Below are 14,458 nucleotides of genomic sequence, written 5' to 3' on the forward strand. Positions count from 1 at the left end.
GAAAAAGGCACGCTGGGGCGGGTTTCAGTTCGAGTTCTAAGGGCAATTCTTCTATCCCTGCACTCTATAACAAAAAATGATGTAGAGTGGTTCTAGAATGCGCCGGTTATTAAACAATAAAAATCATACAATTTCGTGCTTGAAAACCTGTTGATAGCTGTTGCCACGTTCTTTTGGCTTTCATATGTCCCGATTGCCATCCTCTCTGTGTGGAGGATCTTCAAAAACAGAAAAGTGTTCGTAGAGCAGGACTTGCGCCGAATACACAATGACCCTGCGATAATATTCCAGATTACGACGCGCTCGGCAACCAGGACGCCGGTGGTAAGGCGCGGAATATTGTCGATAAGAAGTTCCGCGCACAAGGTGAACTTTTACAACTACCAGATCTCCATAGTGACGGACGATCCTGACGATATCCGGACTCTGGCCAGCGAAAGGTGCGAAGTGGTAGTAGTTAACAAAGACTTTCGCACAAACGCGATAAAGAAAGGGAGGGCATTGCAGTACGCTGTAGAGCACCGCCGGCGGGCAGGCACAAACACAAGCAAGCACTGGATATTCCACATGGACGACGAAAGCTATGTGACCCCTCAGACGATTCTTGCGCTGCTCAAGTTCATAAGGGAGGGCAAGGGGGTCGCGTCGGAGGGCCCGATATTTTACCCACTCAAGTTCGAGTCTGCAAACCGGTTGACAGCAATAGCCGAGTCGATAAGGCCATTTGCCTGCTACGACTGCGTCTCGCAGATGACGCACCCGCCCCCACTCCACATGCACGGGAGCAACCTGCTTATCCGGTCGGATATCGAAGACGACATCGAATGGAACTTTGGGCCGACCCTTGCAGAAGACCAGATGTTCGGCTTCAAAGTCTATGAAAAATACGGCCACGGGTCGATGGGATGGCACGGCGGCATACTCTTGGAACAACCACCGCTCAACCTTAAGGACCACTTTTTCCAGAGGCGCAGGTGGGTCCTTGGTACGATGCAGAATCTGCAAAAGTTTCCCCGCTGGCACAGGTACAAGCTGATGTTCAAGTCGATAACCTACTTTCTGGGGTTCGCTTCTGCAGCCGCATCTGCCGCCTTCTCGGTGAACAACTACCTGCTGCCAATGCTCCTTTCGCCTTCCTACTATCTGAACTACAATATCGCTGCGTGGCAGACCAAGCTATCGACCATCTCGTTTGACACAATAGCGCAATCGATCGCAAGCACAAGCCCTGTCGAGCTATCAGTTGCCCCGATCATGCTCTTTACTTCGCTGGTCTGGCTTGCTTCATACCAGACGGGGCTTTTTTTGAATCTACGATATTCAAAGATAGGTTGGGTAAAGAGGCTGCTGTTCCATATGCAGGCATTGCTGCTATGCCCTCTTATCGGACTGGTAGAGACGTTCCCGGCGTTCTGGGCCACAATAGAATATCTCGTCAAGAAGAAGCGGACTGCAGAAAAGATGCCCGTCTACGACTTTTACGTCGTGAGCAAGTGATCGCTTGCGGCTGCGGTCAGCTGCTGCCGTTGCCTCCTGCGCGTTGTCCCCAGCGCGGCCGCCGAGAACCCGATGCTCAAAAAGTACCAGTTTGGTATCGCGGTAAAGTGGGCATCGACTGACCCCATGAACTGGGTCGTCCATTCGCCGGCCACGACTAGCTTGCCGGCGTTGGCATCTCCGTGGACCGGCGCAGCTGCGCGCAGTACAAACCACACAAAATCCTCGATTGCCAGCATGGATGAAAATAGCGCGCCTGCAATGACAAGGCTTGGGACAATGCCCTTTACGCTGACGTGCGCGCAAAGCAGGCCATAGGCTGCTATCACAAATACCGCGGCCATTGCAAAGTGGTAGGGGTAAAGGAGCGAAAACAACACGGGATTGTAGCCAAACGTCGTGTCCCTGATGATATAATATTCCACAAACGCGTATGAAACCGAAAACGCCAGTGCAGAAAGAATCAACCCCCAGACGCCGCGCCGCATCAATCTTCACTTTGAATGTTATAGAACATTCAGTCAGAATAGCATGAATTATGTTTATCAATTTTGCCCTATTTTCAGGAATGTCTCTTCCTGATTTACTTCTATAACATTAGGGGTATGGGATTTCTACAACCTTCAGGTCCTCAGCCGCCTCGACATTGGGATGGATGGCACTTGCCTCCTTTACGAGAACCGAGGTTTCGTCGTAGCGGGCGCTAAAGTGCGTCAGAAAGAGCCTGCCGACTTTGGCCTTCTTGGCTATCGCTGCCGCTTCTGCTGCAGTAGAGTGCCAGTTCTCGATCGCTTTTTGTTGCTTGTCTTGGCTGTAGGTTGATTCAAAGACAAGCACGTCACACCCATGGAAGAATTTTGCAAGCTTGTCAGTTGGCCTAGTGTCGCCAGATATGCCCACCTTTCTGCCCTTGCGCGGCGGTCCGACTATCTGGCTTGACCTTATCTTTTTGCCCTTGTAGACGATGTCCTGCCCGTGCTGAAGTTTGCTGTACAGCTCGCCCTCTGGTATCCCGAGCCTCTTTGCCTCTTTGACATTGAACGCGCCGGGCCTGTCAAACTCCTCAAGGCAGTACGCAAAGGACGGGATTGAATGCGAGGCTTCGCAGCATGTGACCTGATACTCGTCTTCTTTCACCACGACGCCTTCATTTTTTATCGTGTGGACAATCACGTCAAAAGTCAGCCCAAAGTTGATTATCCGCATGTTCTCTTCAAGGAATTCCTTGACCCTTGGCTCGCCGTAAATGTCAATGCTCCTTTCCCTTCCCTGCAGCGCCATCGTCTGGAGCAGACCAAGCAGCCCGACGCAGTGGTCTGCATGCATGTGGCTGATAAAGATCTTCATCTTTCTGTTCATGCCAAGGCCGGCCTTGATGAAGTTGCGCTGCATCCCCTCGCCGGCGTCAAAGAGCAACAACTCGCCTCCTCTCATAAGGGCTATGGAGGACAGCCCGCGCTCGACGGTCGGCGCGGCCGACGAGGTTCCCAAGAAGACGAGCTGCATGTTTGCCATCTAGCTAATGCTATAATGATGGTAATGCCTGCCAAATTTATGCTGAGCTAATAATAATAGCGAGACTTGACGGCTTCAGCTATAGCCGGGCTCAGGTCTACTCTGGCATACTCGCCGGGAATGGAATTGGTCGCGATAATATCCTGCACGCCAGCTTGCTTGATCTTTTGGGCGGCATCGCCTATCAAGAGCGCGTGGGCGCACATTGCGTATACCTTGCCTGCTCCATTTCTGCGCAGCACCCCCACGGCCTTGACAATGCTCTCGCCGCTGCTTATCATATCGTCTACTAGTATCGTGTCCCTGCCTGAAACATCAAGATCGAGCTTCTCCTCAATCGTCACCTCGCCAGTCGTCCTGTCACGCGACTTTTTCAGCGCGATTGTGTCCGTCTTCAAGAGCCTTGCAAACTCTTTTACTCTATCCGTCCCGCCTGCGTCCGGTGACACCGCGACTAGCCTGTGCAGCTTCATTATTCTTGACGCATACTCTGCCAAGAGCGGGATCGAAGAAACATTTTGGATGCTTGCAAAATGCGACATGGCAAGCTGGCTGTGGATGTCGACTGTTATGACATGCCTGACGCCTGCCGCTTCAAGCAACTTTGCAACGAGCGCTATACTCACGACTTCGCCTTCGAGAAAAGCCCTGTCCTGCCGGGCATAGGCGAGGTAGGGTATAACTGCGCATACATCAAGGGCTCCGTCGTCAGAGCATTTTTTTGCCAGCATGAGCGTCTGCATGAGGTGTGTGTCGGTGGGTGGATAGGTTGACTGGACGATAACACAGTTCTTCTTGTCTGCTCTGCCTGCCATCTTGATCTTGCTCTCGCCGTCTGAAAATATCCTCAGCTCTGCAGCCACCATCTGAGCATCGAGCTTCTTTGCAATCTTGTCCGCAAGATCAGACGAAGCCGGCCCTGTTATTATCGATATTTCTGACAATGTTTCTGACAGGTAGGAGGTACAATATCCTATAATATCTACTCTGCGCGCTTTAGGTGTTTTTAAATAACCATTGATGTCCAAAAAACACGTGCGGCTCCTGCCAGCAGTCGTCGCTATTGTTATTCTGATTGCGTCGATTACGCAGCAGGCGTATGCCGAGTTCTCATTCCATAACCAGTTTTCCCATGTAGACGACAACGGAATCCTTCACATCCTTGGAGTGATCAGGAACGATTCTGACACCGCGATGGAGAATGTGCTCATCACCGTTTCATTTTATGATAGCGAGGGCAACCTTCTTAATGAATTCTCAAGAGTCCCTGCGCTGGAGGCGATAAACGCCGGCGAATCATCGCCGTTTGAAATATTGTACCTGGATCAGGGTGCAGTTGACAGGGTGGAAAACTTTACGCTGTCAGCTACGGGGCAGACAACAACCGAATCAAAGGAAAAGCAGTTGAAAATCATATCGGCAAACTCGCGGCTAGACCTGCTGGGCACCTATTACATCAATGCGGCAGCAAGAAATGAGGGAGAAGAGACGGCTACCAATGCTATCATGGTAGCGACATTGTACGACAGGGACGACAGAGTGATAGCTGTCAGCAAGGCTCTGGCCGAAGCTGGCCCGGGAAGCTCGAACATCACAGCCGGCTCCCAAGCGCCTTTTGGCATCGCAATTACGGAAAGAACACAGACTTATCGTGCTGTCAGCTACTCGCTTGTGGCATACTCTGATCAGTACATATCTGACACGGTGGTCTTGCAGACATCAGGTCACGGCCTATCAAGCGGTAATAATAACCAGACGCAGAGCGGCTGCCTCATCGCAACGGCCGCATTTGGCAGCGAACTGGCACCACAGGTACAGCAGCTGCGCTCATTCAGGGATGGCATTGCGCTCAAGACATCTGCAGGAAGCAGCTTCATGAATGTGTTCAACGCATGGTACTACTCGTTCAGCCCCTCTGTCGCCAGTTACGAAAGGCATGCGCCGTGGTTTCAAAATACGGTCAGAACTCTGATCCATCCGCTGCTTGGAATACTTACCTTGAGTACTTCTATCTATGACTCGCTGGCATTTTTCTTCAACAACGAGCTTGGCATAGTGGCATCTGGGATAACCGCCAGCTCGCTAATAGGTTTGGTATACTTTGCCCCGCTTGGCATTGCACTTGGCATAGCCGGCAGAAGAAAAAGATGGAACATGTCAAAGGCAAAAACTGTTTTGGCATGCTCGTGGGCTGCAAGCATCGTCGCAATCGCGCTTGCTGAGCTTGCAGGAGGAATAATGGGGCCAGTCATGATGTTTGGCACCTCGCTCCTTGTGCTATCGACAATAAGCACGGCAGTCATTGCAATTGCCCGCGCCGTCAAATTGTAAAGCGCTCTATCCTGCCTGAATTGATTATTTCCGAGACCCTATCTGCAATCCTGTCAATGTCTATCCCGTGATACATTCCGCCTGTTCCTTCCAGCTTTTTTCTAGCCCTCTGCAAAATGGACAAGCAAATGTCCGGCTCGTTTTTTTCGTCATGCACAAATGCAGCGGCTACAAGTATGATGCCATTCAGGATGCTTTTTTCGGTTCCATCCGCGCTCTTCCATACAGACTCAAGGGCCTCATGGGCTCCCCAGTATTTCTCATCATTGAACAGGTTTACCGCGCGTTCTATTGCTTCGTCCTTGCTCATGTGGCGCTCTACGATGTGCTCGTAGGTTGCCAATGGAGATATTGCCACAAGCCTGCCTATCAAGTAGTCCACATTCATATGGTCAGGAAGACTGGTATCAAACTCAATGTATTTTTTGGACACTCTGACATCACGGATGGTTACTTCGGGCTCGACAAGCTCCTTTGCACTGTACAGAAGGGCAGCGGCGTCCTTTGGGGTATACGACGATCTATTCTGGAGATGCACCATGTATCTCTGCATATGCTCTCTCTCTGTTGCAATAATAACAACATCATTCTCAAAATAAACGTCTCACTCTGAATTAGAGTAGGCTAATAATGTTAACCTATACTAACATTTATTACATAGGCTAACATATCAGTACTTGGGTCGTGTTGCTTGTTCAACCCAAAACTATTGCTAATATCCGCCATAGCAGTTGCCCTCGTAGGCAGCATGCTGGCCTTTTCTTCGCTCTACGCAAGCACGTCAGATAATGGGGAAAAGATCGTAAACGGCCATGGGATCGGCTATTACCAGACGACTGGTGATGTGATTGATCCTACGGGATCGGATGGTTCTGCAAGCACGGGAATTGACCCGATGGAATACCTACGCGATTTTAACTACGGGCGGGTATCGACAACCGAAAATGGAACGGTTGTGCGCGAGTTTACGCTTGTTGCAGACGACAGACAGATAGCCGAAATATCGCCGGGAGTTTACTACAACATATGGACTTTTAACGGCACTGTGCCCGGGCCCACCCTGAGAGCCACAGAAGGCGACCTGATCAGAATCAACTTTATCAACAACGGCACCAAGCCCCATACGATACATACTCACGGCATACATAGGGCGGAGATGGACGGCGTCTTTGAAATTATAAACCCTGGCGGGAGATTTGTCTATGAATTCTACGCCGAGCAGTTCGGGGTGTATCCGTACCACTGCCACGTGATGCCTCTTGAAGAGCACATTTCGCACGGATTGTACGGTGCATATATTGTAGACCCCAAGACGCCAAGGCCAGAGGCCGATGAAATGATAATGATCATGAATGGCTACGACACTGACTTTGACACTGAAAATAACTTTTACACTGTAAACGGCGTTCCCTACTACTACATGCACCACCCAATAGAGATTGAGAAGGACAGGCTCGTCAGGGTATACCTTGTCAACATGCTCGAGTTTGACCAGATAAACAACTTCCACCTCCATGGAAACCTCTATAACCTGTACCGCAGCGGAACCAGCCTGACGCCTGATGAATTGACCGACATGGTGACGATGAGCCAAGGCGAGCGCGCAATACTAGAGTTCAGCTACAAGTACCCCGGCCAATACATGTTCCACGCGCACAAGACCGAGTTTGCAGAGAAGGGCTGGACCGGCATGTTCCTTGTCAAGGAGTGAAATTGGTAGCTTGGAGCCCACAAAAGAACGGCGGCAGCAACAGTTGTCGGCAAAACTGGTCGCAAGCGCAATAATCCCGCTAGTAGTGCTGGGCGCGATGGTCACATTTCTGCTATGGCCCGGCAATGGGCTGCTCAACTTTGGAATCCCACTGCCCGATGTCGCAATTGAAAGGATTGAGTTTCTGGACGGCAGGATAGCCACGCACATCAGAAACACCGGCCCGCAGGCCATAGAGATAGCTCAGGCTGATGTCAACGACAGGATAATGCCCGCCGCAATCGAGCCTTCGAAGTCGCTGGAGAGGTTTGCAGAGGCCAAGGTGGTCATCCCATTCAACTGGATAGAGGGTCAGCCCTACGAAATAGGGATAACGACATCGGATGGTACTAGATTTGCAAAGGCGGTGGCGGCAGCAGCTCCTACGCCGCAGCCTGATGCAGGGCGGATCTCGCTCTTTGCGCTCCTAGGAACATACGTCGGAGTGATCCCTGTGCTGATAGGACTGCTCTGGTACCCATTCATCAAGAGACTCTCCATGCCAAAATACAGCTTTTTCCTCAGCCTCACAGCCGGGCTCTTGCTGTTCCTTGGAATTGACGCGCTCGTGGAGGCCAATGAGATATCCGTTGAGAACGTCGCTGGCGTGTTCCGCGGCCAGCTGCTGATAGCGACGGTCGCCATAGTGTCCTTCCTTGCGCTCATGTATGTTTCTGACAGGCTGGTAGTAGTAGGCAATGCCAAGGGGCGGATCGTTCAGGGGTCGTTTGCGATCGCACTGATGGTTGCAATAGGTATCGGCCTGCATAACTTGGGTGAGGGCCTTGCCATAGGTGGGGCGATGCTGGTGGGAGAAGTGGCCCTCAGCACATTCCTGATAGTGGGCTTTACACTGCACAACACGACAGAAGGGCTGGCCATAGTGGCACCGATGGCAAAAGAAAAGCCAAGGATTTCGTACTTGGTGGCGCTTGGGATCATTGCCGGAGCTCCAGCAATACTGGGCACTTGGATAGGCGGGTTTGTTGCATCGCCTGTTGCATCCATAGTCTTCCTTGCAATAGGGGCCGGAGCCGTGTTTCAAGTGGTGGTAGCGATAGGCAGGTTTGTCAGTCGGTCAAGCGGCGGCAAGCTCCTGACTGGGCCTACTGCCGCCGGCTTTGCAGTCGGCATACTGGTAATGTACCTCACTGCGCTCTTGATTTGAAAAATTAATTAATTATCTACAAGAGTTGCATCTACTAGGTCAATGAAGACACTGAACATCGACGACCAGACGTACAGGCGGCTGGCCTCTATAATGAACGACATGATGCACACGAAAAAGCATGACATCAATTACGACGATGTAATAAATGAATTGATAGACGTGTACCAGGATAGCCTCAGGTTCAGCGGCGAAAACGCCGGAGGCTAATTTAAATTGCAGTCCTGTGCATACGGATGATGGCCAATATGCGTATACTGGCTATTGCTGTATGTGCACTTGTGCTGGTGGTTCTTGCATTTCCACCCTTATTTACGTCAGTTTACGCTTTTGACAGTCCAGAGATGATTTTGAAATCGTCATTTGTGGATTCTGAAGGCAGGGTCAATGTCGTCGGCACTGTCAGGAACTTTGCGTCAACGCCAGTGCAAGTTACGGTAGGAGTAGAGACTGACGATGGCAGCACATTGCAGAAACAAACATACGGCAAGGTGATCTGGCCGCTCACCGACTCGCCATTCAAGTTTGTGCTTGATGATGGCGTCGTCAACGCTGGCGAGCCTTTCATAATGGACGTACAAGAGGCCAAGGTTTCAAATTATGACAGCATGCTGATCCTCAGCTACAACGGCATGGCGGTTGGAGAAGAAAAGGCGTTTGTGGGCACAGTAAAGAACATCGCGCCGTTTGAAATGTACAATGTAAGCGTGTTTGCAGCAGTGCACAGCCCCGATCACATGTCACAGCTCGATACGGTCAGGAGCAATATCATTCCAGTTATCAAGCCCGGCGAACAGGTAGAGTTTACAGCCTTACCTGATCCTGCAATAAGGTCAGATGTGCTCTATTACAGCTGCGCCGGCCTTGACTACGACAATCCAATAACCACTATAAAAACAGGTGATGGCGGGTTTGTTGCTTACAATCTGAACGCAGTTGCGCAGGTAAATAACCTCAGGTACGAGAACTTGACAGACAGCATAGCATTTGGGGTCAGGCCCTACCCTCCAAACGGAACAACCGTGAACCTACAGCTGCCGCAGTATTCGCAGAACCAGACCATTACTGTGATGCTGGATGGCGAGCTACATGAAGACGCATCGATCTGGGGCGACGGCAAGACGCTGTACATCGACTTTTTCGTGCCGCAGGGCGACCATCAAGTGAAGATTCAGGGGGTAAGAAATGTCCCTGAGTTCCCATTTGCAATGCTTGCGCTGGCGGCCGTGACAGCCGGAGCCATCGCGGCGGCAAAGTTCAAGGCAGCATTTAAAATCTCCTAGGGCTTTCACAGATTCACGTGAACATCGCGCTAATAGAGAAGTCATCTAAAGGGCTAAAGCTGAACCTTTACAGCGAAACCCTTGCACCGATAGAGTCAGAGTCATTTGACGATCTGTACACGCTGAACTTCCACCTGCAGACCCTTGCAAAAAAGCATAGGATCGAAAAGGGACTGCTGGTGGTGCATGACAAGGACAGGAACGCTGTCAACCTATCGATCACACTGGATGAAAATTCGTTCTTTGTCAGCTAGATCTGTAGTAGTTCCTCTGCGCGACTGCCACCTTTACAATGGAGTGACAGGCCGGGCATTCCGCCCACTTGCGGCCGCCAAAGTACTGCCATTCATGGCCGCATTTTTCATAAGTACACTTGAGCCACCTGCCCCTAGGGATCTTTTGCCAGTTGTCCTGCATTGGCTTTCTGGCGCGGCGCGCGGACCGCGGTTTTCTTCCTTTAGAGCTTAAAAATGGCACCAGTCCTGTGTCGTCTTTGCCCGGTTAAAGATATTGTGATTATATCTTTATATTTGTAAAAGATGAGTTCTATAGGGCTCTTTCTCACATATAATATGGAAAAATGCTACTTAAATAAGCCACTAAGAAGTCTTATATATGTCACTCTTCTATGCCTTTAGCTAATGAACAAGGCAATCGTTGCAGGCTTGGCTGCCGGTGTTCTGGTAGTAGGACTTATTTTCAGTCCTCTGTTCACGGGATTCCCGCTATCAACAGCACAGGCGCAAGGTACTGGCAATACAAAGCACTTCACCTTGATTGCAGACGAGATGGAGCTTCAAGTAGCTCCAAGCAACCCGTTGCATCCAGGCGGAATCATGTACAAGGCAATGGTCTTTAACGGCACAATCCCTGGACCCGTAATTTCAGTGCACCAAGGCGACACGGTAGAAATCACTCTGAGGAATGAAGGCAACGTTATACACAGCCTCGACTTCCACGCAGGCATTGGTCCAAGCAAAGCTCTATCTGGCAACGTAGCAGCTGGCGAGAGCAAAACATGGACCTTTGATGCAGTTAATGCCGGTGCATTTCTCTACCACTGTGGCGCCGACGGCCTCAATGGCGTATGGGAGCACATTGCAAACGGCATGTACGGTGGCGTTGTAATCCACCCGCACAATGAAAAGCCAGCAAAGGAATTCTATGTATCATTTGGTGAAATCTACAACAGTGCTGACAAGGGCCCATTCGTTGGTACCAATGGTACAGTTGGCTCATTCGACCTGGTAAAGCTCTGGAATGATAGCCCTGACCTGATCCTGACCAACGGCATGGCTCACAAGTACGTGCCAGAAATTGGCGCAGCTTCAAAAATACCACTGAACCCTGATGCAGAGGTGTTCATGGTCAAGCCAGGCGAGCTGACAAGATGGTACATTGTCAACCCGGGTCCAAACGACTATGTTGCATTCCACTTTATTGCAGGCCAGATGGATGTAAGAGATGGCTCGATAAAGAACAGATATGGAACACAGCTGAAGAACGACGAGACATGGACTATCCCACCGGGCTCGGCAACCGTCATTGAAGCAGTCTTCCCAGAAGAAGGCGTCTACGTTGGTGTCGACCATAACATGAGCCATGTTCTCAAGGGCGGAGCATTTGCAGTAGTTGCAGACGATGCATCAACTGACAATGACCACCCAGAAGGAACGTATGTCATGTCGATGGAAGAAACAATGATGGAGCATTAAAGGCCCCCTCATCCTTTTTCCTTTTTCTTTTTAAGAAGTTTTGTTTAAAGAGTCGACAATCCATGCTTGGATAGCTGTTGTTTGATTGCATGACTTTGTTTTTATGAGTTATTACTTTTTACACAAAGCCTTTTTAACCACAAAGCTTTTCTATATATCATTTCGCATTAATTGTATTGGCTAAACGTCAGTTTACAATAGACACGGGAAAGGAGCAGATACCAGTTGAAGGCCAAGTGCACAGGAATGTCGCAGTCAAGTACCTGATGAAGAGGCGCAGGTCTCTTCTGATGACCAAAAACCCTGAAAAGGTCGAGAAGCTCTGGACAGAGCTGCCGAAAAAGATCAAGATAATAGGCAAGCAGTTGACCCGCGAGTACAAGGTAAACTGGGAACGGGTAGGAACGCAGGACTACGAAGGCTCGCGCTTTGTATTCACTCTGGACGATCTCGGCGAAAAGACTACAAAGAAATAGGGTAGTAGTAGTTACTTTTCAGCCCCGGTATCAGGGATGATGAGGCCTCCGATCTGGCTGTATGTCTTCAGGAACTGCAGGCCCTTTGAAGTGGTCTTGTAAGTCTGCGTTCCCTTCTCAAATTCCAGCAGACCATTCTCTACAAGGACTGCAAGATACTCCTTTAGCTGCGCATATGATAGGTACGCTTTGTACATTATCTTGGTCTTTGTCGCGCCACCGTTCGCAGCTTCAAGTATCTGCGAAACAATGTCAGTTCTGCTTCTATATTTCATGTTCGTATATTAAGAGAATAACCATTATAAAAATTGCAAGCAGTGATTTTATATAAAATTGTTCTAATGCTCAAGGAATCTTGCGATTTTTGTCAACATCCTGAGCACATACGCATCATGCAGATTGCGATGCAGCCTCTGAAATTATTATTGTCCTTATGTCAGGGTGGAATTGGTTGCCTCTTCTTCTGGCAGTTGTCCCAAAACATCGACATACATGGCTGTGCTCTTGCCTTGCTTTCCGTCGGCATCAGTAATGATAAGATCAAAGTAGTATCTGCCGGCTGAGTCAAAGCTGCGTGTAACATTTGCAGCATTTAGGGTGACTCCGTCGCTGAATTTCCATTCATACGTATACGGCTCCTTTCCACCCTTTGCACCCGACATAAAGAATCCTTCTTCTCCAACCGCCAGCCTCGTCTTGTAATGCGCACCTGTCCTAATGTTTTCGTTATAGCTTTTCAGAAATGATGGATCGGTCCAAGGATTATCATCGCCAAACTCTACTACCTGTTGGAATACCTGACCTTCTGTTTGATTGTTCATTATGAGGAAGGTGGCTCCTATGCCGATTGCTATTCCAACGGTGCCAAATATTATTGCCAGTTTTATGCTCTTTGGCATTGCAGCCATAGCAACGGTGGTCGATGATCTTTTTTCTTATATACAAAGCTATTGCTCCTAGAGAGTAAGAACCATTATTGGAATATCTCTGATTGCAGCTAATGGGTCGACCGGCAAAAAGGACCTATACAAAAGATTTTATCGGCACTGCCGCCACTAGAGCACGTTGAACAGCATCAACTTTGTCGTACTGGGCGACTCTAGTATCGCCGTGCAGCTTGGGAAAAAGGGGACTGCAACAGACATTGTAATCTATGATCGCAAGACCGCGGACACGGTCTATACGTGGACTGCACCCACCACATTCCCTGACAAGATACAGTCGCTCATGCAGGCAGTCAACATCGCCGAGTATGCTATACTGAATGTCGCCAAGCTGGACAAGTTCCTCGGCGAGCAGATAATGGCGCTTGATTCAGTCGGCCTTGCCGACGGGTTCGTGTTCCACTCGTACGAAGTGGACAGGGAAAAACTGAAAATGCTCCTGAAAGGCACGACACTTGCCAACTACCAGTTTGTCGATTCGGTTGACCAGCTAAAGCAGGAAATGGCAAAGCTCAAGCCCAAGAAGAATGCTGATGGTCCCCTCACAATCCCGATCGACCATGCATTTGACGTAAAAGGAGTTGGGACTGTCGCGCTGGGGGTTGTCAAGCAGGGCACCATCAAGGTCTATGACGAGCTTGTTCTGCTTCCGGGCAAAAAGAACGTCTTTGTCAAGTCGATACAGATGCACGATGATCCTGTCGAAAGCTCATCAAGCCCTGCAAGGGTCGGGCTTGCGATCAAGGGAGTGAGCGTTGACGACATTTCCCGGGGCGACGTGATATGCGCACCCGATGATGCAGTCAAGGTCTCGTCAGGCGCGATTGCAGTCAAGTTTGCCAAGAGCCCGTTCTTCAAAGGAGACCTGCCGGAAAACCACACATACATGGTCTCTGTAGGAATGCAGGTCAAGGCTGCAAAGGTGAAATTTGAGGGCGAGACACTACAGGTGACGCCGGAAAAGCCGATCGTATACAAGCAGGGCCAGACGCTCGTGCTGCTCAAGCCGGACAGCCAGGGGACAAGGATAGCAGGAAAAGGGTCGATACGGTAATTTGCGGCCGCCAGCCCACAGGGTCCACCCGGAGAAAAAAGGGATCAGGGTCCTTGGCATTGCAGAAAGTTTCAAGAAATCTGGCGAAAAATCGACCCTTGCTGGCGTTGTCATGCGGCGCGACCTGATAATAGATGGCATGGCGTTTGGCAGCGCAACTATAGAGGGGGACGACGCGACCGACAGCATCATTTCTATGCACAGGTCACTTGAAAGGGACGACATCAACTGCATGCTGCTTGATGGCCTCGTGATCAGCATGTACAACATTATCGACGGAGAAAGGGTCGCCACCGAGACAGGACTTCCCATAATAGCGATAACGTTTGAAGACTCAGATGGACTTGAGGGTAGCATAAAGCACCACTTCGACGACGACAAGTGGCAGAGCAAGCTGGAACAGTACCGGAAGCTGGGCAGGCGGGAGCGGATTATGCTAAAGACCGGCAAGAGCCTCTTCATCAGGTACTGGGGCCTGAGCCAAAAGAGAGCCGTTGCAATCCTGAACTCCTTCACCCTGCAAGGGTCCGTGCCGGAGCCAATCAAGGTGGCCAAGCTGGCGGCGCGGTCGCATGCCAATGCTTTAAATTAGAACTTGGAAAAGAAATAACTCCGGCGGTGGGGTGGCAGAGCGGCCATGCGTTCGCCTGCAGATCGCGTCAGCGGTTAGCGAATTTATAGGGGTTCGAATCCCCTCCCCACCTCTCAACTATATTATTATTGTC

The 14,458-nt window shown here is 50.2% G+C and carries 18 protein-coding genes and 1 tRNA gene; 12 read left to right on the plus strand and 7 right to left on the minus strand.

Annotated features, from left to right (window positions below; all coding sequences use genetic code 11):
* Window positions 1–135: 135 nt before the first annotated feature.
* Window positions 136–1,497, plus strand: a complete 1,362-nt coding sequence (locus NGAR_RS10895; protein ID WP_148681330.1) for a glycosyltransferase — start codon at window positions 136–138, stop codon at window positions 1,495–1,497.
* On the opposite strand, the gene NGAR_RS10900 is transcribed toward NGAR_RS10895, so the two are convergent.
* The 3 genes from NGAR_RS10900 to NGAR_RS10910 form a co-directional block, all read right to left on the minus strand.
* Window positions 1,479–1,985 (minus strand): hypothetical protein, encoded by a 507-nt coding sequence (locus tag NGAR_RS10900; RefSeq protein ID WP_015019790.1) that lies wholly within the window; start codon window positions 1,983–1,985, stop codon window positions 1,479–1,481. The genes NGAR_RS10895 and NGAR_RS10900 overlap by 19 nt on opposite strands.
* Before the next feature lie 109 nt (window positions 1,986–2,094).
* On the minus strand, window positions 2,095–3,012 hold the full coding sequence (gene rnz, locus NGAR_RS10905; RefSeq protein WP_015019791.1) for a ribonuclease Z: 918 nt from the start codon (window positions 3,010–3,012) through the stop codon (window positions 2,095–2,097).
* A 47-nt stretch (window positions 3,013–3,059) separates the two neighbouring features.
* Window positions 3,060–3,956, minus strand: coding sequence for a ribose-phosphate diphosphokinase (locus NGAR_RS10910; RefSeq protein ID WP_015019792.1), 897 nt, complete (start codon window positions 3,954–3,956; stop codon window positions 3,060–3,062).
* Window positions 3,957–4,032: 76 nt separating this feature from the next.
* On the opposite strand from NGAR_RS10910, the gene NGAR_RS10915 reads away from it, so the two are divergent.
* Complete coding sequence (locus tag NGAR_RS10915) at window positions 4,033–5,343, plus strand: CFI-box-CTERM domain-containing protein (protein WP_015019793.1); 1,311 nt, start codon at window positions 4,033–4,035, stop codon at window positions 5,341–5,343.
* On the opposite strand, the gene NGAR_RS10920 is transcribed toward NGAR_RS10915, so the two are convergent.
* Complete coding sequence (locus tag NGAR_RS10920) at window positions 5,333–5,884, minus strand: DUF309 domain-containing protein (protein WP_015019794.1); 552 nt, start codon at window positions 5,882–5,884, stop codon at window positions 5,333–5,335. The two genes, NGAR_RS10915 and NGAR_RS10920, sit on opposite strands and share 11 nt — an antisense overlap.
* A 150-nt stretch (window positions 5,885–6,034) precedes the next feature.
* Here NGAR_RS10920 and NGAR_RS10925 point away from each other — a divergent pair, with 150 nt between their 5' ends.
* From NGAR_RS10925 to NGAR_RS10940, 5 genes are read left to right on the plus strand one after another with little or no spacing between them, the layout of a single operon-like run.
* Entirely contained in the window at window positions 6,035–7,054 is a 1,020-nt protein-coding gene (locus NGAR_RS10925) for a multicopper oxidase domain-containing protein (protein ID WP_015019795.1), read from the plus strand.
* Window positions 7,011–8,261, plus strand: coding sequence for a ZIP family metal transporter (locus tag NGAR_RS10930; RefSeq protein WP_015019796.1), 1,251 nt, complete (start codon window positions 7,011–7,013; stop codon window positions 8,259–8,261). The genes NGAR_RS10925 and NGAR_RS10930 overlap by 44 nt, the downstream gene beginning before the upstream one ends.
* A 42-nt stretch (window positions 8,262–8,303) precedes the next feature.
* Window positions 8,304–8,471: a DUF7557 family protein gene (locus NGAR_RS17640; RefSeq protein WP_015019797.1), complete on the plus strand. Its 168-nt coding sequence runs from the start codon at window positions 8,304–8,306 to the stop codon at window positions 8,469–8,471.
* Window positions 8,472–8,497: 26 nt separating this feature from the next.
* On the plus strand, window positions 8,498–9,544 hold the full coding sequence (locus tag NGAR_RS10935; protein ID WP_015019798.1) for a hypothetical protein: 1,047 nt from the start codon (window positions 8,498–8,500) through the stop codon (window positions 9,542–9,544).
* 17 nt (window positions 9,545–9,561) lie between these two features.
* Entirely contained in the window at window positions 9,562–9,798 is a 237-nt protein-coding gene (locus tag NGAR_RS10940; RefSeq protein WP_015019799.1) for a hypothetical protein, read from the plus strand.
* On the opposite strand, the gene NGAR_RS10945 is transcribed toward NGAR_RS10940, so the two are convergent.
* Window positions 9,791–10,021, minus strand: coding sequence for a hypothetical protein (locus tag NGAR_RS10945; RefSeq protein ID WP_148681333.1), 231 nt, complete (start codon window positions 10,019–10,021; stop codon window positions 9,791–9,793). The two genes, NGAR_RS10940 and NGAR_RS10945, sit on opposite strands and share 8 nt — an antisense overlap.
* A 164-nt stretch (window positions 10,022–10,185) precedes the next feature.
* Here NGAR_RS10945 and NGAR_RS10950 point away from each other — a divergent pair, with 164 nt between their 5' ends.
* The gene (locus NGAR_RS10950) at window positions 10,186–11,259 is read left to right on the plus strand and encodes a multicopper oxidase domain-containing protein (protein ID WP_015019801.1); all 1,074 of its coding nucleotides are present in this window, start codon (window positions 10,186–10,188) and stop codon (window positions 11,257–11,259) included.
* Window positions 11,260–11,435: 176 nt separating this feature from the next.
* Window positions 11,436–11,735, plus strand: coding sequence for a hypothetical protein (locus NGAR_RS10955; protein ID WP_015019802.1), 300 nt, complete (start codon window positions 11,436–11,438; stop codon window positions 11,733–11,735).
* 11 nt (window positions 11,736–11,746) lie between these two features.
* Here NGAR_RS10955 and NGAR_RS10960 read toward each other — a convergent pair whose 3' ends face one another.
* Together NGAR_RS10960 and NGAR_RS10965 are read right to left on the minus strand one after the other, a co-directional pair.
* The gene (locus tag NGAR_RS10960) at window positions 11,747–12,010 is read right to left on the minus strand and encodes a winged helix-turn-helix domain-containing protein (RefSeq protein ID WP_015019803.1); all 264 of its coding nucleotides are present in this window, start codon (window positions 12,008–12,010) and stop codon (window positions 11,747–11,749) included.
* 156 nt (window positions 12,011–12,166) lie between these two features.
* Window positions 12,167–12,634, minus strand: coding sequence for a PKD domain-containing protein (locus tag NGAR_RS10965; RefSeq protein ID WP_148681334.1), 468 nt, complete (start codon window positions 12,632–12,634; stop codon window positions 12,167–12,169).
* Between the two features lie 166 nt (window positions 12,635–12,800).
* Here NGAR_RS10965 and NGAR_RS10970 point away from each other — a divergent pair, with 166 nt between their 5' ends.
* The 3 genes from NGAR_RS10970 to NGAR_RS10980 all read left to right on the plus strand — a co-directional run bounded on the left by NGAR_RS10970 (window position 12,801) and on the right by NGAR_RS10980 (window position 14,437).
* Window positions 12,801–13,733, plus strand: coding sequence for an EF-Tu/IF-2/RF-3 family GTPase (locus tag NGAR_RS10970; protein ID WP_015019805.1), 933 nt, complete (start codon window positions 12,801–12,803; stop codon window positions 13,731–13,733).
* Between the two features lies 1 nt (window position 13,734).
* Window positions 13,735–14,325 carry an endonuclease dU gene (locus NGAR_RS10975; RefSeq protein ID WP_015019806.1) on the plus strand — a complete coding sequence of 197 codons (591 nt, stop codon included), beginning with the start codon at window positions 13,735–13,737 and terminating at the stop codon, window positions 14,323–14,325.
* Between the two features lie 25 nt (window positions 14,326–14,350).
* A tRNA-Cys gene (locus NGAR_RS10980) sits at window positions 14,351–14,437 on the plus strand.
* The last annotated feature ends 21 nt before the right edge of the window (window positions 14,438–14,458 follow it).

The sequence above is a fragment of the Candidatus Nitrososphaera gargensis Ga9.2 genome (genome assembly GCF_000303155.1).
Taxonomy (GTDB): domain Archaea; phylum Thermoproteota; class Nitrososphaeria; order Nitrososphaerales; family Nitrososphaeraceae; genus Nitrososphaera; species Nitrososphaera gargensis.